This is a genomic window from Microbacterium aurum, assembly GCF_016907815.1.
In the GTDB taxonomy this organism is placed as follows: Bacteria; Actinomycetota; Actinomycetes; order Actinomycetales; family Microbacteriaceae; genus Microbacterium; species Microbacterium aurum.
The window spans coordinates 3,312,818-3,331,982 of record NZ_JAFBCQ010000001.1 but is presented as its reverse complement, the minus strand read 5'-3'; the positions used below and the strand labels follow the sequence as shown (position 1 = coordinate 3,331,982).

Genomic DNA, 19,165 nt, shown 5'->3' with positions numbered 1-19,165 from the left:
TCACCACCCTACGGGGAGGGGGCTGTGACCTTGCCGCGTCGGCGCGCACGCGGCGTGCTGCCGGCGGCCTCGTCGGCGGGGGCGGCTTCGCCGGTGCGGTGGGCGGCTGTGGGCGCGGTGGAGTCGTAGTCGCCGCGGTACTGGTAGCCGTAGTAGCCGGCTTCGCCGCCGCGGCGGGGGACCTTGTTCAGGACGACGCCGAGCACGCGGCCGTTGGCGCGAGCGATGTTCTCGAGGGCCTTCTGCAGCATCTCGTAGGTCGTGCGCCCGGCCGAGACGACCAGCAGCACCCCGTGCGCCGCGGTGGAGAGCACTGCGGCATCCGTCACGGGGATCGCGGGAGGCGAGTCGACGATGACCGTCGCGGTGCGGGCGAGACTCGAGAGCAGGTCGCGCATGCGCTGCGAGCCGAGCACCTCACTCGGGTTCGGGGGGATGCGGCCCGCCGTGAGGACGAGGAGATTACCGCTGGCGTCGGCGCGGTGGATGACGTCGTCGAGGGTGGCGCGTGCGGCGAGGACATCGGTCAGCCCTGCGCCTTCGGGAAGACCGAAGATCGAGCCGACGACGGGGCGCCGGAGATCCGCGTCGATGAGCACCGTCTGCTGGCCGGCGGCGGCGAGGCCGAGCGCGAGGTTTGCGGCGGTCGTCGACTTGCCGTCGCCGGGCAGCGGGCTGGAGACGACGATGATCCGCGGCGGGTCGTCGACGTCCATGAACTGAAGGTTGGTGCGCAGCTCGCGCATGGCTTCGGTGATGGCGGTGGAGGTCGACTCGGGGGAGGACCCGTCGAACGCGAACACGCGCCGGGTGCCGGTGAGCTGCTTCTCGAGCGGGATCGTGCCGACGACGGCGGCCCCGGTCTCGCGCTCGATGTCGCGCGGGTGGCGAACGCGACGGTCGAGCACGTGGCGGATGACGGCGTAGCCGATGCCGAGGGCGAGGCCGATGAGGGTGCCGAGCGCGATGTTCAGCCGGACATTCGGTGACGACGGTGCCGACGGGAGCGCCGCCGCCTGACCGGCCACGAGGGTGACGGCGCCGGCGGTGTCGGAGTCTCCCGTTTCGAGGTTGTTGATCTCGGCGACCATACCGTCGATCCACGCCTCGGCGAGGTCGCGGGCGGCCTCGGGCGAGTCCGCGTCGGCGGAGACGTTGATGATGACGGTGTCGAGCGGATTGCTCACACTGACGTGGCTGACGAGGGCCTGCGGTGTCGTGTCGAGGCCCAGCTCGTCGATCGCATGCTCGGCGACCGAGCGCCATCCGCCGATGTCGACGTACGAGGAGACCTTGCTCTGCGCGAGCTGGTTGCCCACGAGCGACGAACCGACGTCGGTGCCACCGCCGGTGGCCTGCACGATGCCGCTCGCCGACGCGGTGTAGACCCGCGGCTGGAGGGCGCTGTACCCGAACGCGACGGCGGCGCCGAGCAGCGTGAGCAGCACGATGCCGAGCCAGTGCGCACGCAGAATGCGCAGGTAGTCCCGGAGTTCCATCGTGTGTGCTGCCCCTCAGTCCATCCGTACACTAGCGCCTGTGGGTGAGAGCATTCTCATCGAGGCGCTGGGTGTTCCTGTCGTGCTCGATACGACCGGCACGACGGATGCCGAGGCATCCGCCGTCCGCGCCGCCTGGCGGGATGCCGTAGTGTCCGACCGGGCACGCTCCGGGTCGTCCGCTGAAGAAGTCGTGATTCTCGTCCGCGAGGCGGGCGACGAGTCCGACCTCCCGCAGCTGCTGGAGCGATTGTCGCAACGGGTGACGCTCGTGGCGATCACGACGCAGCGCGGGCGGCTGTGGATGCTCCATGCCGCGGGACTGGCACTCCCCGATGGGCGGGTGCTCGTGCTGGTGGGCCCGTCGGGGCGCGGCAAGACGACGGCGTCGCGCGTGCTCGGCGCGCAGCTCGGCTACGTCTCGGATGAGACCGTGGCGATTGATCGCGACGGTCGCGTGTACCCGTACCGCAAGCCGCTCTCGATCATCGAGGGCGGTGCGTACCCCAAGGCACAGCGCTCGCCGGCCGAGCTCGGTCTCGCGGGGTTGCCCGACGCTCCGCTGCAGCTCGCCGCGATCGTGCTGTTGGATCGGCGTCCGGATGCCGCCGACGAGCCCGTCATCGAGACGCTCGACCTCGGCGACGCGCTCGAAGAGCTCGTCTCGCAGACGAGCTTCCTGCCCGACCTCGACCGCCCGCTGCAGCAGCTCGCCGCCCATGTCTCCGCCGTCGGCGGCGTGCGCCGCGTGGTCTACAGCGAGGCGACGGCGCTGTCGCGAATCGTCGAGAATCTGGTCGCCTCCGGGGCTGAGATGCCGTGGCATCCCGCCGCAGACGGCATGCTGTCCGTGCCGGTGCCGCGAGCCTCCGCGGGCTACGCGCGGACGCCCATCATCGACGCCGTGGCGCTGACCGATCCCGACCGGATCGCGATCCTGCAGACCGACGCCGAGGGTGAGGGCGAGGGCGCCGTGCAGATGCTGGCGGGAATCGCGCCGGCGCTGTGGCGTGCCGCGTCCGGTGCGCCCTTCGGCGACCTGGTCGACGCCGCCATAGACGCCTATGGTGCGCCGGACGACGGTGCGGCCGGCGCCGCTGTGCGCGGCGCCGTCGACGAGCTGGTGGCCGCGGGACTGGTGCGCGAGACCGTCGAGCAGGCCTGGTGCATCCGCGATGACGTGGCGTGGCTCGACAGCGGCGATCGCATCGCTGTTCTGTCGCTCGCGGCGCCCGACGCGCAGACGCGGATATTGGAGGGATCGGCGGGGCTCATCTGGCGCGCACTCGCCGACGATCCGTCTGACGGGACGGCGGCGGTGATCGTCACGCGGGTCGCCGACGCGGCAGGCATCGACGCGGACGGGATCAGTCGCGACGTCGAGGCGTTCCTCATCGATCTCCGCGACTCTGGTTTCGTTTCCGAGCGGTGACACTCAGGCCAGCCAATCCTCGATCGGACGCGGCTCGCCGGCCTCCAGCCATGTCTCGAGCGCGGCGATGATCGCCGATGCTCGGTCTCCGCGCCCACGCGGGAACCGGCGCGGAGAGACGAGCAGCAGCGCGGCTGCAGGGCCATCCGACGCTTGAGCCTGCATCAGCAACGGTCGAAAGTCCTTGACGTTCTCCGTGACCACGCGGCGGTCGTTCTCGGCTGCCCATCGGTAGACCTCGGCGTCGCTCGCTCCGCGGAGGTCGAGGTCGGCGACGACGGCGATGACGTCGTGACCCCGCTCCAGGAGGGCGTCGGCGATCGACCCTGAATAGTGCTCGTCGAGCAGCAGCCGCTCCGTCACGAGAGAAGCTGCTGCTGAGCGCGCCACGCCCGGAGAGCTTCGTCCGCGGCGATCTCGTTCTCAACGATCTCGGCGTCGATCTCCTCCGCGTGAGCACCGTAGTACGCGACGGCCGTCTGAACGCGCGCGACGCTCAGATCGAGATCACGCGCCGCAGCGACGATCGCGGCATCGCCGCGCTGGTCCGAACCGCGCACCGCGGAGACGACCTCCCAGACATCCGGACCGCCCATCAGCCCCGCTCGCCGCCCGGACGGGCCGTCGCGGAAGACGATGCCCACAAACTCCTGCTGCCGCAACCCTTCATCCACGAGGCGCTGCGCCCAGCCCGAGGCAGTCGCGTCCCGCGCGCTCGCGCGACGACGGAGCCGTTCCAGAACGGCATCGTCGAACCGGATCGACAGTGGCGAACTCCCCATGCACTACATTGTAGCGCGTCCTGCGCGCCGCGGTGCGGGCCCAGGGAGTCGCCGCTCGCCCGACGCGTGACGGATTGCATCCGCGCGGGTGCCGCGAGTGCCGGCTCCTGTACCGTGCCGTCGCCAGAGATCGTCAGCTGATACTCGTCGCTGCGCTAATCGTGTTGGAGTTCGTTGCCCACGCTGACATCGAAATCGAGCCACCAGAAGAGGGGACGCTTGCGAGGGGTACCTGCAAGACGGTACCTCCCGTATTCTGCGAGGGGTTTGCCGTGAGTGAGCCCGAATACGACAACGTGATCACGCGTTTGCCCTTGACGTCGGCACCCACCGATGTGACGCTCCGCGGCCGATCGCCGACTCCACGTTCAACGAACCGGCGTGCTGTTCGATGATCTCACCGACGACGGCCATGCCGATGCCGGCACCGGGGATCCCCGATGCCCGCGCCGCGTCGCTGCGGTACCCGCGCTCGAAGAGCCGGTCGCGGTCGTGCGCATTCATGCCGATTCCGGTGTCCGCCACGACGACGAGCATCTCGGATGCCGCACGCTGATCGTCACGCCCATGAATCCGAGGCAGAGCAGCACGATGACAGCCCGTTGCACGAGCGCCGGCTGCATGTCGCCGACGAAGGCGTCGACCGTGAGGAAGACCCCGATGAGCCCGGGCGCCGCGCCGAGCGCCGGCATCGGGTAGTAGGTAGCGATCCAGGCGATGGGGAAGACCCACAGCAGCGACGCACGGGTCTGTCCGCCGAAGGACGGGACGCCGATCGCGACGATGCCCGCGAGCGGCAGCAGCAGCGCTCCTCCCGGCGGCACCCGTTGCCACGGCACCAGAAGGGTGACCGCGGTGAGCAGGACGACCGCGATGCTCCCGCCGGGGAACGCAGGCTCCGTCAGCCGCGCCGGGTCGAGCACCGCCATCGTGGCTGTCACGCTGACCGTCGCCGCGGCGAGGATCAGCTGCCATCGCCAGATCGAGCGCGTGCGGACGGACGCCGGGCTCATCGCACGGCGGAGCGGTCGGGCACGAGTGCCCGGTAGCCGACGGCGCGCAGGGTCTCGATGAACCGTGGCTCGGCGGCACTGTCGCCGAGCTTGCGGCGCAGATTCGTCATATGAGTCTCGATCGCGCGCTCGTCGGCATCCGTCACACGGATCGAGCCAGCCGGCTCGTCGCGCAGCGCCCCCACGAGGTCGGCCTTGCTGCGGACTTCGGGCGCCGCTTCCAGGAGCGTCGCGAGCAGCTCGAACTCGGTGCGGGTCAGGATGACGGGTTCACCATCGAGGGTGACGGCGTGGGTGCTGCGATGCACTTCCAGCCCGTTGGCTCCCACGAGCACGCCGACCGGCGTTGATGCGGGCGCGGCGACGGATGCCGGGGCGCCCGCGGATCGTGCCGTGCGGCGCTTCTGCGCGGCCAGCACCCGCGCCCGCAGTTCGCGGGCACGGAAGGGCTTGGTGACGACGTCGTCGGCGCCGACGCTGAACCCGAGGATCGCGTCGGCGTCGTCGGTGAGCGCGGTGATCAGCATGATGTAGGTGTCGCTGCGCTCGCGGATGCGCCGGGCGGTCTCGAAGCCGTCGATGCCGGGCATGTTCACGTCGAGCGTCGTGATGTCGGGGTTGTGTGCGAAGACCGCCTCCACCCCGTCGTAGCCGTTCTCGGCGGCGATGACGGAGAAGCCGGCGCTGGAGAGCACCTGGACGAGCAGGTCGCGGACGTCGGGGTCGTCATCGATGACGACGGCGGTCTGCGCCGGCGCGTGATCGCTCATGCCGATCTCCCGCTCATGTGATGGATAGGTCGATTGTGCCAGAACGGTCGGGGTTGCCTATGCCGTAAACTCTGCGCCGGCTCAGCGCTGACTCAATGCTGACTCAAATCCGGCTCCGGCCCCGCCACCGTCACCGTCGCGGTCACGACATAGACTGACCGGCACGGGTCGGGAGGGGCAGAAATGGGCAAGCGGATACCGGTTGCGGCGGCGATCGCGGCGTTGGCGATCGGCCTCACCGGCTGCGGGGCGCCGCCGTGGGCGGACCCGACCGCATCGCCGGATGCCAGCGCGACGGCGACGACCCCGCCGACCCCGGTTCCGAACGACCTGTCGACGGGCTCCACCCAGCGCTCCCTCACGGCCGGGGCGGTCGCCGCGACGGTGGACTACTGGTCGGATCTCACGATGGACAAGTGGACGGCCTCGGCGCTCAAGCCCGTCAAGCTGTCGCTCGTGACCACGGTGACACCCTCGGACGGGCAGAAGGTGTACCTGCAGAAGGCGACGATGGTGGCCGTGCCCGGCAACGCGGCGGGCAGCCTCGACCCGCTCGCCCCGCAGGTCGACCAGGCGACGACCGCTCCGGGTTATCTGGTGCTGAGCCCGTACAGCTACTCTCAGGTGTTCACGGTCGGCGCGGTGCCCGCCGAGGCGACGTTTGTGACGCTCGAGTTCACGTACGACTTCCTCGTGCAGACGACGCCCACCTCGACCGAATACGCGAAGCAGACCGCCACCGACACCCTCACCGTCGCGATCGCGCGCGGCTGATCCGGCGAGGCCGACCGGCGCGACCCCGGGTCGGACGCTCAGTCGGCCGCGGCCCGGCCCACCGCCCGCTCCCACCGGTCGCCGCCGGCCCCGGCCGCGGCGCTCGCCGACGTCCGCGCCGCGGCGAGGAGGTCGTCCAGCGCGTATCCCTGCTCCGCGACCCCGGCCCAGCCGACGGATGCCGACACGCTGACATCCTGCGTCGGTTCGGGCGCGGCGATCGTGCGCAGCAGCGTGCGCACCCGCTCGCGGAGCACCGTCGGCGGCTGCGCGACGAGCACCGCGTACGCGTCGAGGGCGACGCGTCCGATGTCGGCCTCGGTGGGGAACGCCTCGCAGATGTCGTCGTGCACCGCCGCGAGGACGGCCGCGTAGCCGGCGTCACCGCGGACGGCGCGGAGGTCGGCCGCGTCGTCGACGCGCACATACAGCAGCGCCCACGACCGCTCGCCGGCGGCCTGCGCGCGGCGCAGGCGCTCGGCGGCGACCTCGGGGAACACCCCGCGCGACGCGTCCACCGCACCGCCCCGGGCGAGGAAGAGCAGCGTCACGAGCGCGCACGTGATGTACGCGAGCATGCCGAAGCCGTTGACGAGCCGGAGGGACGCGAGGTCGGTCTCGTCGGTCGTGAGCGCGCCGGCGCTCGCCGTCGTGATCCCGACCGCGACGAACAGCAGCGAGAACAGCGACAGCGGGAACGACGTGCCGCCGCCGCGCTCCGGCCGGCGCACGAGCTCGAGCGTGGTCAGAGCGGCGAACACGGCCGAGACCGCGTAGGCGGCGCGCACACCCCACGGGTACGCGGTGTCGCTGAGCGTGGCCAGCGCGATCGCCCCGGCGATTCCCGCGAGGAGGGCGATCCAGCTGTGGGCGCGGGCGCCGCGGTAGGCGCGCAGTCCCGCCCAGATGAGCCCCGGCGCGCACAGCAGCAGCCCGAGGGCGGCGCGGCGCAGCGTGTCGGAGCCGAGGATGGTCGCCACGACGTCGGTGTACGACGTCGCCATGGCGAGGATGAAGGTGAGCGACCACAGCGTCGTCGCGCGCCCCGGGCGGTAGAGGAAGCCGAGGCCGACCATGCAGATGGTCGCGATCGTCGCGATGACGCACTGCGCGATCTGCAGCACCTGCACGTCAGTCATGGTGGTCCTCACCCCGCGGCAGCCGGACGGTGGCCGTCGTGCCGGCGCCGGGTTCGCTGGTGAGCTCCAGGGTGCCGCCGTGCTCCTCGACGATGGCGCGGGAGATCCCCATGCCGAGGCCCGTGCCGGGCAGCCCGGCTTCGCGGGCGGTCTCGGCGCGGAAGTAGTCGCCGAAGATGCGGGGCAGGTCGTCGGCGCCGATGCCGATGCCGGTGTCGGTGATCGTGACCACGGCATCCGTCCCCTCGGTGTTGACGGCGACGTCGACGGTGCCGGCGCGCGGGGTGTATTTCACGGCGTTGCTCACCAGGTTGTCGAACATCTGGCGCAACCGGAAGCCGTCGGCCACGATCGGCGTCGGCGGGGCGGGATGGAGGACCAGGGCGACGTCGCCGGCGGTGGCGGCGGGCGTGAACGACTCGACGGATGCCGCCAGCAGCGCCTGCAGGTCCACGTCGCGCCGCTGGTCGCTGCGCGGCTGGTGCCCACCGGCGCGGAGAACCTCGGCGATGAGCCGCTCCATGCGCGCGGCGGCCGCGTCGATCAGCTCGAGGCGCTCGCGGTCGGTGCCGGTGGTGGCGTCTTCGAGCATCAGGTCGGTGTACCCGATGATCGCGGTGAGCGGGTTGGCGAGCTCGTGAGTGACGGTCGTGGCGAGGCTCCGGCGTGCGTTCTCGGTCTCGACCGCCTCGGTGACGTCGCGGACGACGAGGAGCGTCGTGTCGGGTTCGCCAGGGCCGCTGACCAGCTCGCGGGTGGAAGCCGACAGGATGTGCCAGCGGCCTTCGGCGTCGTAGAGCCACAGCCGCTCGTCGCTGAAGATCTCGCCGCGGGCGGCGCGCGCGGCGAGGCGCTCGTTCTCACGCAGGGCACGCCCGCCTCGGTCGTCGTACTCGACCGAGGTCGCCGGCCGAGAGGTGTCGCGGTGGTCGATGCTGTAGAGGGCGATGTAGGCGTCGTTGACGCCGAGCAGCCGGCCGTCGCGGTCGACGCGGGTGATGGCGGAGTCGAGTCCGTTGAGCACCTGGTTGACGCGACGCTCCTGCGCCCGGACGCGTTCCAGCGTCGCCTCGAGGCGCTCGCTCTGGCGACGCAGCAGCCGGGTGAAGGCGGCGGAGCGGCGGGCGCTGTTGTAGATCGTGATGGAGATGAAGGTCAGCGACAGCAGCACCACGAGGAACCGCAGCGTGCTGAAGGGGCTGGGGCTGTGCGTGAGCGCGTCGAACACGATGATCGCGGCGACGAGGGCGAGCGCGGAGACCATCCACGCCAGGCGGAAGTGGCTGGCGTACCAGGCGAGCGGGAACACCCAGAGGAACCCGAACCGCAGGTCGCCACCGAAGGTGAGCAGGCCGATGGCGAGGATGTCGGCGAGCGGCAGGAGGCCGACGAGGGTCGAGCTCGCCCGGTGCCACGGCACGACCATCGTGATGAGGGTGAGCGCGAGGATCATCGCGACGCCGCCGCCCATCGTGGGCGTCGCCAGTAGCTCGGGCACGAGCACGAGCACGGCGAGGATCAGCACGACCACGACCGCCGACAGCGACAGCTGCCACAGCCAGATCGACCGGGTGCGGCCACTCGGACCGGTCACGGGAGCGCTGAGCGTCATGGTCTCCACCGTGGCCATGGCGCGAGTCTATCCAGCCTCGGGAGCGCTTTCACGTCGGCATCCTGCGGATCTCTTGCGGAAATCTTGCGGATCGCTCGCGCAGGGCCGGGGTGTTCGTTGCGGTCGGGCCGCCACAGTGGAGCCATGACCACCTCGACCGACATCATGCTCGCCGCGGACCACCACTTCCCGGAGGACTTCGAGTCCGTGCTCGACGACAGCTCGACGCACCGCTCGACGATCGGCTGCGTCATCCCCGCCTACAACGAGGAGGAGTCGATCGCGGCCGTCATCGAGGGCCTGCTCGCCCAGACCCGGGTGCCTGACGTCATCCACGTCGTGGTGAACAACACGACGGATGCCACGGTCAAGATCGCCTCGCAGTACGCCGGCCCGCACGAGCTGTACACCGAACTCGGCCCGCAGTTCACCGAGGTGTTCGTGCACGACATCGGCAAGAACCCCGACAAGAAGGTCGGGGCGCTGAACTACGGCTACGCGCTGGTCGAGGGCTACGAGTACCTGCTGGGCGTGGACGGCGACACGGTCGCCGATCCGCGTGCGGTGGAGTTCCTGGAGTCCGAGGCGGTCTCGGACACCCGCATTGGCGGGATCTCGGCGGTGTACACAATCGACGACAAGCCGATCAAGGGTCTCATCGGCAAGTTCCTCATCGCCGGGCAGCGCTCGCAGTTCGCGGCGTTCAACATGCAGAACCTGCTGCGCGGCCGCAACATGGCGGTGCTCGGCGGGCAGCTGTCGATCTTCTCGACGAAGGCGCTGCGCGACGTGATGCGCGAGAACCACCAGTCCTCGCCGTGGGTGAAGGACAGCGAGGTGGAGGACTCGCTCCTGTCGCTGCAGATCAAGAGCGCCGGCTACCTCACCAAGATCAATCCGCTCTCCCGCGCCCACGTGGGCGGGATGACGACGCTTCGCAGCCTCGACGCGCAGCAGGTCAAGTGGACCTACGGCGCGATCGAACTGATGTGGCCCGGTCAGCGCGGCGACACGAAGGGGCAGCCGTTCCACCCGAACCTGCGGCTGCGGTGGCTGGAGAACTTCTCCATGCTGACCAACTTCTTCGTCCGTGTGGCGTTCCTGACGCTGCTGGCCGGGTCGCTGTCCATCCACGCGTTCGTGTTCTCGCCGTGGTGGCTGCTGCCGCCGGTGGTCGCGGTGCTGCTGAACCTGCGCATCGCGATGACGATGAAGGAGCGGGATGCCCGTGACGTGCTGTTCGCGGTGCTGATGTTCCCCGCGGAGCTCTACATGTGGGTGCGCATCAGCCACTTCCTGCGGTCGTGGACGCGGTTCCTGTCGCGCAAGAAGGTCGACAACTGGGCGCTGCAGGCCAAGGCCGAGCGCGGCGGCGGCAACGGGTACTGGGCGCCGTTCGTCATCGTCATCGCCGTCGCGATCGCCATCGCGGTGACCTGGACGATGCTGCCCGTCATGGTGCAGTCGACCATCCTGTGGGTGGGGTGGCCGATCGTCGGGATCATCACGGTGATGCAGACGCTGTCGATGTTTCTCAAGCTCGTGCGTCGCCAGCACGGCTACAAGGTCTGACCGGGCTCGCCACTCGGTCAACAGACGCCCCTGGGGAGCGGCGTCGAAGCGGAAGCCCCGGTCGCCACGCGCGCCGGGGCTTCCGTGCGTCCCGGGGTCCGTGCGCCCGCGGGCGCTTTTCGCCGAACCCTCATCCCTGGGCCGAACCCTCACGGCCAGACGCGCCCAGCGGTGAGGTTTCGGTGGGGGAGTAAGGGTTCGCCGCCTCGATCGACCGAAACCACCCGCCCGGTCCGGCCGCCCGACGGCGGAGCCGGAGCCCGCCCGACGGCGGAGCGGGGGCCAGCCCGACGGCGGAGCCGAGGTCAGCGCGTCGGCGGGAAGACGCCGAAGGCGGCGAGCCGGCGTCGGAGGGTTTCCGCGCTGGCGATGTGCGCCCACTCCCACCGCACCATTCGCATGCCGGTGACGCCGCGAATCCAGTCCTCGCGGGCCTTTTCGCGGCGGACGACGTCTTCCGCGGTTTCGCCGAAGCGGCGCAGTGCGGCGTCGGTGTATTTACCGGCGCCATCGAACTCGCCCCACGCCCCGGCGTCGTCGAGACCGAAATCGACGTGGTAGTCGTGGCCCTTCGGGCCCGGGACGGCGACCTGGAGTCGCAGCCGCAGGAATCCCAACTCGATCAGATAGAGCCGACTGATGCTCTCGCCCGGGCCGTCCGCTCGGCCGTCGGCGATGGCCAGAAGTCGTCGAGCCTGCACGACTCCGCGGGAGCCGGAACGCAGGTGGCGAGCGACCTCGTCGCGGAACTGCTCGGCGGCCTCTTCGTCGTAGGTGCGGGTCTCGGCATCCCACGCTCGCTGGCGCATGGCGGCGTCGATGGCGCTGATCCCGGTCTCCGCAGGCGTTGTGCGGAGCAGGTCGGCGACGGTGCGCGCGAGATTGGTGCACGGGATGCCGTCGACCTCGACGACGTCTTCGGGTGCGATCGTGACCGCGTGCCTGGCCACGAAGGGCGCTGAGGCCTCGACCTGGCCGTTGGCCCGGGGCGCGGCGACATGCGTCCGTTTCAGAAACAGTCGCGGCAGCGGCAGCTGCTGAACCGCGCCTGCGGACGTGGCCACGAAGACGGCGCTCCCGCCACGCATGCGGCCGTGCGCGGCGACCGTCCGGATCAGCTCCTGCCCCTCGGGCTTCGCGGCCTGCCACGCAGCACCGTCGACGTACAGGCCACGCGACAGCTTGTGCAGGCGGTTCGCTTTCACGTCCGCGACGATGCCCCGGTTCGTCTTGCCGGCGGCGCGCAACTGGACATGGGTGCGCACGTGTGCGCGGGCTTCGGACACGTTCATGCGTACGACTGTGGGCCCGTTGACTCCCGTGCGGATGCCGCCACCCCCCGATCGGTGGACAACTCGTACGACCGGCCGATTGGGGAGAGGGCGATGCCGCGCGCCGCTCCTCTTGCCGAACCCTGATCCCTGGGCGGAACCCTTACCCCCGGACGCGCGCAGAGATGAGGTTTCGGCGGGTGGGTGAGGGTTCGGCATCGGACAGACCGCGGACCGGGCGGATGCCGGACAGACCCCGGACGGACCGCGGACCGGACGTACCCCGGGCGGATGCCGCGGTCAGTGGTCGGAGGTGAGGCGGTAGCCGACGCCGCGGACCGTTTCGATGTAGCGCGGGTTGGTGGGTTCGTCGCCGAGCTTGCGCCGCAGGTTCGTCATGTGAGCCTCGATCGCGCGCTTGTCGGCATCCCCCACGTAATAGGTGGTGACGTACGACTCGCCCCGCAGCACGAGCGCGAGGTCGGCCTTGCTGCGCACCCGGCGCTTGGACTCCAGCAGCGCGGCGAGCAGGTCGAACTCGGTGCGGGTGAGCTCGAGTTCGCGGTCGCCGATCCGGGCGATGCGGGTCTCAGGGTCGAGCTGCAGGTCGCGGTGGGTCAGCCACGACTCCGGGTCGGGGTTCCCCTGCAGGGGAGCGCTGAGCACGAGGAGCTCCTCGCCGGCGGGGCCGCCCGAGAGCGCATCGGCCGCCGCGGCGGCGATCGCGTTGATGGATGCCGTCTCCGGCGAGACGGTGCGGGTGGGGAACGAGGGGCCCACCCGGTCCTGCACCGGCAGCGGGCGTTCGCCCGGCCGCCCGGCACCCGGCACGCCCGGCGCGGTGCCGCCGGCGCCGCCGGTCGCCCCGCCGCCCGCTGCGCCCGGGAATCCGCTGCGCGGGCGCCGCAGCATCGCTTCGATCCGCGCCCGCAGCTCGCGCGGGCGGAACGGCTTCGTGACGAAGTCGTCGGCGCCGGCGGCGAGGCCGAGCACCGCGTCGGCCTCCTCGCCCTGGCCGGTGAGCATGATGATGTAGGTGTCGCTGCGCTGGCGGATCCGCCGCGCCGCCTCGAAGCCGTCGATGCCCGGCAGGTTCACGTCGAGCGTCGTGATGAGTGGCTGATAGGTCTCCACGGCGCGCACGCCGTCGAGGCCGTTGCCGACCGAGATGGTGGAGAACCCCGCCGCTTCGAGCACGTCGGCGAGCATGTGACGCACGTCGGGATCGTCCTCGATCACCACGGCGGTCTTCGACTCCCCCGCGTCGTCACTCATCGCATCTCCATCCGTCGTCACGCCATGCTATCCGCGCGCATCGCGTGTGAGCTCGATCGCGGCGGCGGGCCACCACTGTCCGGCCGCGGGGCCGCCGTTGCACGGCCCGTCGCTTTCGCCGGGGACCTTGATCCAGAGGTTGGTGTCGACCACGTCGTCGCCGATGGTGCCGGATGCCGCGCCCACCCGCCGCCCGGGCGGATTGCACCACTGCCCGTCCGACCCGGCGCCGTTGCGCGAGGTGTCGATGAGGGCGTGCGTGTCGCCGGCGCCGAGATCGCGCAGCGCGGCGGCGACCGCGTGTGCGTACGAGACCTCGGCGTCGGTGTCGTTGAAGTTCGAGACGTTGGTGGCGAATCCGCGGACGCCGTCCGTGCCGACGGCCTGCAGCAGCTGCGCGGTCTGCGCCGCCGGATGCCAGTTCGAGTGCCCGCCGTCGAGGTAGATCCAGGTGCCGGGGCGCTGCAGCGCGCTGATCGCGGCACGTAGTTGCGGCACCCGCGCGTCGAGGTTTCCGCACTCCGGCGCGAGGGCGAGGCTGTCGGGCTCGAGGACGATGACCGCGGGCACGTCGGATGCCGCCGCGAGCGCCGCGGCGATCTCGCCGATCCAGGTCGGGTAGTCCGCGGCATCCAGCCCGCCTGCGGAATGGTTGCCGCAGTCGCGCTCGGGGAGCCCGTAGATCACGAGCGCGAGGGTGGCCTGTTGGGCGCGGGCCTCGGCGGCGAGTCCGGCGACGCGGCCCTGCACGGTGCCGATCGGATCACGCTCCGGGGTGAGCCAGTAGGCCGTCGGCTGGGCGGCGAGGTAGTCGGCCGCGGCGCGCTCCGCGCCGGTGGCGGTGACGGATGCCGTGGCCGCCGCCGACTCGGCGAGCACCGCGAACCGGGTGCCGGGGCCGGGCGGCTGCGCCTCGCCGCGGAAGAGCCCCGTCGCCGTCCCGACGATCGCCGCGATCGCAGCCGCGGCGACGGCGATGGCCGCCGCGACGACGACCAGCCGCGCGCGGCGGCGGGTGCGGGGGGTCACCCGACCGACTTTACGCGGGCCGGGCCCTGTGCGCGGTGGGTCGCGCCGAACCCTCGCTCCCGGTACGAACCCTCACGCTCAAGCGCGCTTGGGGATGAGGGTTCGGTCCAGGGGTAAGGGTTCGGCATGGCGGGACGGGCGCTCGGGCAGGCACGGCGCGGGCAGGCGGAGGCGGGCGCGCGCGGGCAGTCGAGCGGGGCGGGCGGGCCTGTGTCCGCGGTGGGTCGCGCCGAACCCTCGCTCCCGGTGCGAACCCTCACGCTCAAGCGTGCCTGGGGACGAGGGTTCGGTCCAGGGGTAAGGGTTCGGCATGGCGGGATGGGCGGGTGCGCGCGGGCGCTGCGGGCACCGCGCCCGCCCGCGCCCGACCGCATCCCCCCGGGTTTGACACGGCCCGTGCGCTCGCCGCGCGCGGGCGGCTCGCGTAGTGTGGGAGGACAGGAACTCCCGACGAAGGGATGGGACTCATGAACAGCACGATCATCGTCGGCGTGACCGGTAAGCCGGTGGCGACACGGGCCGTGGACTGGGCGATCGACCGGGCCGCGGCGACCGGGCAGCGGCTCGAGCTATGGGCCGTGGTGGGCGGCGCGATCGGCATGGTGGGGGAGCACGCCGTCGTCGAGGAGGCGCGCGCGGCAGCGCAGCAGCTGCTCGACGGGCACGCCGACCGGGCGCGGCAGCGCGGCATCGACGTGTCGACGCGGGTGGATGTCGGCAACCCCGTCGCCCGGCTGATCGACGCCTCCGAGCAGGCGGCGCTGCTGGTGATCGGCAGCGACTACCGGGGTCCGGGGGACGGCCCCGCGCGGGGCGCCCACGGCATCCGTCTGGCGGCCGGCGCGAAGTGCCCCGTCGTGGTCGTCCCCGATTTCGAGACCGCCGGCCGGTCGGGGGTCGTCGTCGGGGTCGACGGCTCGCCCGTGTCGGAGCACGCGCTGCGGTTCGCCGCAGCCGAGGCCCATCGCGTGGGAGAGAAGCTCATCGCCGTCAGCGTGTGGACGCCGGTGGAGGCGCCGCGCAACGCCCTGGTGGTGTACCCGGAGCTGTACCTCAGCAACATGCAAGCCGCGACCGAGGAGATGCTGGCGCTCGCCGTGGCGGGTCTCGCGTCGGACTATCCCGACCTCGAGGTGGAGCAGATCGTGGAGCGCGGGTATCCGTCGCACGTGATCAACGCGCGGGCGCAGGGGGCCCGGCTCGCCGTCGTCGGCACGCACGGGCGCGGGGCGCTGGCGCGGTTCCTGCTCGGCTCGGTCAGCCAGGAGGTGCTGGCGCGGCTCGCGACGGTCACCGCTGTCGTGCGCTGAGCGGCGCCGTCACCGCAGCGAGGGGTTGGCGAGGTCCCACTTCTCGATGCCCTGCACGATCCAGAAAGCGCTGAACAGCACGAGCGCGGCGGCCTCGGCGACGAGCACGAGGGGGATGCCGAGGGTGTCGGCCTGCGGCAGGAACGCGATGTACGCGGCGAGCACGGCGACGAGCAGCACCGCGATGACGATGTAGAGCGCGCGGAACACGCGGGCGGGCGGGTCGCTGCGGCGCGGGAACGCGGCGAGCACGGCGACGAGGGCGAACAGTGCGAAGAACGCGATGGTCGCGACGAAGTGGCCCTGCGCGAGCACCCAGTCGCGGGCGAACGCCCAGGAAAGTCCGACGGCGGCGAGCACGCCGATGGCGACCCCGCCGCTGACGGCGAAGGAGCCGACCGGCACCTGGCGCAGCATCACGAGCAGTGCGGCGACGATGACGACGACCGTGCCGGCGATGAGGTAGGTGGCGATGCCGTTCGCGGCATCCGCTTCGAACGCCGGCGGGAAGCACCGGAACCGGCACGGCGCCTCGACGCCCGCGACGGTTCCGGGTGCGAGGGTCGTGGGGATGAGGGCGATCAGGGGCGCGAACAGCGCCGCCGCGTCGAGCAGCCCGCGCTCGAGGCCGCGGCCCGAGAGGGCGAGCAGGGCGAAGCCGACGGCGATGAGCGCGCCGACGAAGGGCGTGCGCGCCGACGTGTAGTAGTAGTCGCTGAGCGAGGTGAGCCAGCCAACGGATGCCGCCGCCACCCCGATCGACGCGAAGATGACGACGACCATGCCCGCGACGCCGATGCGCAGGTACCGGTAGGTGCGCTGCAGCGAGGTCGAGGGGTCGAGCGAGGACATGCCTTCACGGTAGCCGCCGTCTCCGACGGGCACCCCGTCATCTCGCTGCGGGCTGCTGCTCGAGGAGGGCTCGCTCAGCGCGCGGGGACGATGCGGCGCTCCGGTCCCTCGATGCGCGCCAGTCCGATCTTCACCTCGACCACTTCCCGTTGGAGTTGATCGATGCGCTCGCCGACCCGGTCGAATTGCTCGCTGACGCGGTCGAATCGTTGGTCGATGCGATGGAACCGTTCGTCGACACGGTCGAATCGGGCGTCCATGCGGTGGATCAGCCATCCGAACGCGCCGAAGAAGCCGAGCAGCAGCGACGCGGCGCTGACGATCACGGCGATCGTCTCGGTTGACGTGAACACGCTCCTATTCTCCGCCAGGCTTGCGATGTTGTCATCCCACCGTAGGTCTGGAGGGGCGGAGGGATGCCGGATCGACGTCGATCGGTGGACAGGTGTGGCAGATCGCTGGTTATGGAGAGGGCGTGGCGCCGCGGATGTCACCCGTCGCGGTCGGCGTCGCTGCGGTCGGCGTCCAGCGCCGCGATCAGGGCGACCGCGCGCGGCCAGTACGGGGCGTAGTGGTCGCGGTCGCGGTTGATCTGCGTGCGATGGGCGACCTCGGTGGGTTCGAGGCTGTCACGGTCGGGCACCCGCGCGACCATCGCACGGTAGAAGAGGACGGCCGCGGTGTACGGGTCGAGGCGCTCGTCGCGGGTGCCCCAGCCGTCCTGCTGCTGGAAGAGGCCGATCGAGGTGGTGCGCGAGCCGTCGGGGTTGGTGACGCCGCTCGTCTCCCAGTCGCCGTAGTCGAGGTTGCGCAGCGACGACTCGCCCATGGCGGTCATGACGGCGATGGTCTGGTCGCGCTCGGAGAGGCCGAGATCCCGGCCGGCGCTCACGATGATGGCGGCGTTGTCGCGCTGCTCCTGGGTGTACTCGGCGGATGCCGGGGCGTCGCCCTCCGGCGACCACGGGCCGCCCGGGACGAACCCGGCGAAGATCGCGATCACCCCGGCGATGACCAGCGCGAGTGCGATCGTCGGCAGCGCGATGATCGCCGTGCGACGCCACGCTCTGCGCCGTGCCCGCGCGCGCCGGGCGGCCGCCGCACGTCGAGCGGATGCCGTGCGTCGCGCCTCCGCGCTGCCGCGCGTCCGAGCCGGCGGGCGCCGTGAGCGTGCGGGTGCCGATCGCGCCATGCCGGGCATTGTGTCACCCCCGTCTGGGTGGCGCCTGCCCGCGCCCGCGCCTCGTCGCCCCGCCCATCGCCCGCACCTCAGCATCCACGCCCCAGCATCCACGCGCCCGCGCACACCCCGGCATCCGCCCCCGCCCTCGCGATCAGGCGGCGATGCTGCAGCGTTGGCGTGCGCCGGGACGTGGCGTGCGATCCCGGTCTATCCAGGGTGGCGGGATGAACCAGACGCGGGCGTCGATCCCGACTCCGTCGACCTCGATCTCCCAGCCGTCGTCGTGCAGGCGATGGTGACACGCGACGCACAGGAGCACTCCGTTGGAAAGGTCGGTTCGGCCTCCGTGTCGTTTCCACCAGCGGATGTGGTGCACTTCGGTCCACGACGGGGGTGCCCCGCAGCAGGCGCAGCCCTGGTCGCGCAGGGCGATGGCGAGTTTCTGCGCCCGGGTGAATCCCCGCTTGTCACGCCCCCAGTCGAGCACCGCGCTCTCGCTGCCGAGCACCGCCGGGATCACCTGCAGATCGCACGCGAGCCGCCGCACCGCACCGGCCGGAATCGGCTGGTCGATGCCGTCGATCGTGACCGCCCCGATCTCGGTGCGCAGCTGGTCGAGCGTCATCTGCACGATGACGGTCGTCGTCGGCCCGGTGGGCAGCTCTTCGCACCCGATCGCGTGCCGGCAGATCGCCACGAGCGCGTCGGCCCGCATCTGCTTGATCGAGCGCTGGTCGCGCGTCGCATCGTCGGCGTCGTGGTTGCGCCGGAGCGTCTGGCTCACGATCCCCTCGATCGCCGCCTTGATCGGAGCACCCGATTCCACGTCGACCTCGCCCGAGAACCGCAGGCGGCCGTCGCGCTCGATGATGTCGAGATGGCGCTCGGCGCGCGCCTCCTCGTGCCGCGGCTCGACGCCGTCGGGATCGAGGAACGCTTCGGTGCGCGCGATCAGCCGCGCCAGCTCATCGGCACGCAGTCCGGGCGCGAGGGCGACGAGCTTGCGCTCGGCCTCGTCGCGGTCGGCGAGTGCGGTGCGCGGCGCGACCCGGTCGAGGAGCGACACGATGGCGGATGCCGCGGTCACCCCCAGCCCGCCCGAGGTCACACCGTCGGCGACGTGCGGATGCTTCGCCGGCAGGCTCTCGCCGGTCAGCGACATCCGCGGCGCCGTGGCCTCGCCGACCTGGACGAGCTTCATCGCCTCGCCGACCGTCGACCCGGTCGTCGCCTGGATGAGGGCGACCGGCGAGCGGAAGCCCTGCTTCTTCGCGAGCGAGTCCTTGCCGAGTTCGACACGGGACTGCCGCGCGATCTCGGCGGCCACGGGCGTGAAGGCGGCGTCGACCTGCCGTTTGAGCGCTCCGAACGCGTTGTTCACGGCGACGAGCTCGGCGGGCGTCAGCACCTCAGGAGAGCGCCCACCACCGGCGGCAGCCAGCGCGTCGAGCGCCGCCGCGATGCCGTCGAGCCGGGTGTTGTCCATACCTTCGACTGTAGAACAGAGCTCCGACACTCGTGGAAGTTATCCACAGGTGAAGAAGGGACCTTCAGTCAGTGCGCCGAAGTGACTTTCATCAAGTGTGCCGACAACTCATCGGCATCCTGAACGCTGGTGGGGACCGTCGCCACGTAGAGGAGTCCATCGGATC

At 71.3% G+C, this 19,165-nt stretch carries 19 protein-coding genes; 4 read left to right on the top strand and 15 right to left on the bottom strand.

Features of this window, described 5'->3' with window-relative positions; translation table 11 throughout:
* Positions 1-8: 8 nt before the first annotated feature.
* Positions 9-1,499 carry a tyrosine-protein kinase domain-containing protein gene (locus tag JOD60_RS16205; RefSeq protein ID WP_076691620.1) on the bottom strand — a complete coding sequence of 497 codons (1,491 nt, stop codon included), beginning with the start codon at positions 1,497-1,499 and terminating at the stop codon, positions 9-11.
* 40 nt (positions 1,500-1,539) lie between these two features.
* Here JOD60_RS16205 and JOD60_RS17255 point away from each other — a divergent pair, with 40 nt between their 5' ends.
* The gene (locus JOD60_RS17255) at positions 1,540-2,931 is read left to right on the top strand and encodes a PqqD family peptide modification chaperone (protein WP_076691619.1); all 1,392 of its coding nucleotides are present in this window, start codon (positions 1,540-1,542) and stop codon (positions 2,929-2,931) included.
* A gap of 3 nt (positions 2,932-2,934) precedes the next feature.
* Here the strand turns inward: JOD60_RS17255 and JOD60_RS16195 are convergent, their stop codons facing one another.
* The 5 genes from JOD60_RS16195 to JOD60_RS16175 all read right to left on the bottom strand — a co-directional run bounded on the left by JOD60_RS16195 (position 2,935) and on the right by JOD60_RS16175 (position 5,496).
* The gene (locus tag JOD60_RS16195) at positions 2,935-3,294 is read right to left on the bottom strand and encodes a DUF5615 family PIN-like protein (RefSeq protein ID WP_076691618.1); all 360 of its coding nucleotides are present in this window, start codon (positions 3,292-3,294) and stop codon (positions 2,935-2,937) included.
* The gene (locus JOD60_RS16190; protein ID WP_076691617.1) at positions 3,291-3,713 is read right to left on the bottom strand and encodes a hypothetical protein; all 423 of its coding nucleotides are present in this window, start codon (positions 3,711-3,713) and stop codon (positions 3,291-3,293) included. The genes JOD60_RS16195 and JOD60_RS16190 overlap by 4 nt, the downstream gene beginning before the upstream one ends.
* A gap of 300 nt (positions 3,714-4,013) precedes the next feature.
* Positions 4,014-4,238 carry an ATP-binding protein gene (locus JOD60_RS16185; RefSeq protein WP_198159073.1) on the bottom strand — a complete coding sequence of 75 codons (225 nt, stop codon included), beginning with the start codon at positions 4,236-4,238 and terminating at the stop codon, positions 4,014-4,016.
* Complete coding sequence (locus JOD60_RS16180; RefSeq protein WP_076691615.1) at positions 4,214-4,726, bottom strand: hypothetical protein; 513 nt, start codon at positions 4,724-4,726, stop codon at positions 4,214-4,216. The genes JOD60_RS16185 and JOD60_RS16180 overlap by 25 nt, the downstream gene beginning before the upstream one ends.
* The gene (locus JOD60_RS16175; RefSeq protein ID WP_076691614.1) at positions 4,723-5,496 is read right to left on the bottom strand and encodes a response regulator transcription factor; all 774 of its coding nucleotides are present in this window, start codon (positions 5,494-5,496) and stop codon (positions 4,723-4,725) included. Before JOD60_RS16175 ends, JOD60_RS16180 begins: the two co-directional genes overlap by 4 nt.
* Before the next feature lie 183 nt (positions 5,497-5,679).
* Here JOD60_RS16175 and JOD60_RS16170 point away from each other — a divergent pair, with 183 nt between their 5' ends.
* Positions 5,680-6,270, top strand: coding sequence for a hypothetical protein (locus JOD60_RS16170; protein WP_076691613.1), 591 nt, complete (start codon positions 5,680-5,682; stop codon positions 6,268-6,270).
* A 38-nt stretch (positions 6,271-6,308) separates the two neighbouring features.
* On the opposite strand, the gene JOD60_RS16165 is transcribed toward JOD60_RS16170, so the two are convergent.
* Entirely contained in the window at positions 6,309-7,409 is a 1,101-nt protein-coding gene (locus JOD60_RS16165; RefSeq protein WP_157127979.1) for a hypothetical protein, read from the bottom strand.
* Positions 7,402-9,039 carry a sensor histidine kinase gene (locus JOD60_RS16160; protein WP_076691611.1) on the bottom strand — a complete coding sequence of 546 codons (1,638 nt, stop codon included), beginning with the start codon at positions 9,037-9,039 and terminating at the stop codon, positions 7,402-7,404. The genes JOD60_RS16165 and JOD60_RS16160 overlap by 8 nt, the downstream gene beginning before the upstream one ends.
* Before the next feature lie 126 nt (positions 9,040-9,165).
* Between JOD60_RS16160 and JOD60_RS16155 the strand changes: the two genes are divergently transcribed.
* Positions 9,166-10,593 (top strand): glycosyltransferase family 2 protein, encoded by a 1,428-nt coding sequence (locus JOD60_RS16155; protein WP_076691610.1) that lies wholly within the window; start codon positions 9,166-9,168, stop codon positions 10,591-10,593.
* 305 nt (positions 10,594-10,898) lie between these two features.
* Here JOD60_RS16155 and JOD60_RS16150 read toward each other — a convergent pair whose 3' ends face one another.
* The 3 genes from JOD60_RS16150 to JOD60_RS16140 form a co-directional block, all read right to left on the bottom strand.
* On the bottom strand, positions 10,899-11,885 hold the full coding sequence (locus tag JOD60_RS16150) for a hypothetical protein (protein WP_076691609.1): 987 nt from the start codon (positions 11,883-11,885) through the stop codon (positions 10,899-10,901).
* Between the two features lie 279 nt (positions 11,886-12,164).
* Entirely contained in the window at positions 12,165-13,139 is a 975-nt protein-coding gene (locus JOD60_RS16145) for a response regulator transcription factor (RefSeq protein ID WP_076692265.1), read from the bottom strand.
* A 27-nt stretch (positions 13,140-13,166) separates the two neighbouring features.
* Complete coding sequence (locus JOD60_RS16140; protein ID WP_076691608.1) at positions 13,167-14,168, bottom strand: glycoside hydrolase family 6 protein; 1,002 nt, start codon at positions 14,166-14,168, stop codon at positions 13,167-13,169.
* A gap of 467 nt (positions 14,169-14,635) precedes the next feature.
* On the opposite strand from JOD60_RS16140, the gene JOD60_RS16135 reads away from it, so the two are divergent.
* Positions 14,636-15,478, top strand: coding sequence for a universal stress protein (locus JOD60_RS16135; RefSeq protein ID WP_076692264.1), 843 nt, complete (start codon positions 14,636-14,638; stop codon positions 15,476-15,478).
* A gap of 9 nt (positions 15,479-15,487) precedes the next feature.
* Here JOD60_RS16135 and JOD60_RS16130 read toward each other — a convergent pair whose 3' ends face one another.
* The 4 genes from JOD60_RS16130 to JOD60_RS16115 form a co-directional block, all read right to left on the bottom strand.
* Positions 15,488-16,330 (bottom strand): hypothetical protein, encoded by an 843-nt coding sequence (locus JOD60_RS16130; RefSeq protein ID WP_076691607.1) that lies wholly within the window; start codon positions 16,328-16,330, stop codon positions 15,488-15,490.
* Between the two features lie 74 nt (positions 16,331-16,404).
* Complete coding sequence (locus JOD60_RS16125; RefSeq protein ID WP_076691606.1) at positions 16,405-16,683, bottom strand: hypothetical protein; 279 nt, start codon at positions 16,681-16,683, stop codon at positions 16,405-16,407.
* Positions 16,684-16,820: 137 nt separating this feature from the next.
* On the bottom strand, positions 16,821-17,522 hold the full coding sequence (locus JOD60_RS16920; RefSeq protein WP_232321645.1) for a peptidase M23: 702 nt from the start codon (positions 17,520-17,522) through the stop codon (positions 16,821-16,823).
* A gap of 142 nt (positions 17,523-17,664) precedes the next feature.
* Positions 17,665-18,999, bottom strand: a complete 1,335-nt coding sequence (locus JOD60_RS16115) for an HNH endonuclease (RefSeq protein ID WP_076691605.1) — start codon at positions 18,997-18,999, stop codon at positions 17,665-17,667.
* Positions 19,000-19,165 lie beyond the last annotated feature (166 nt).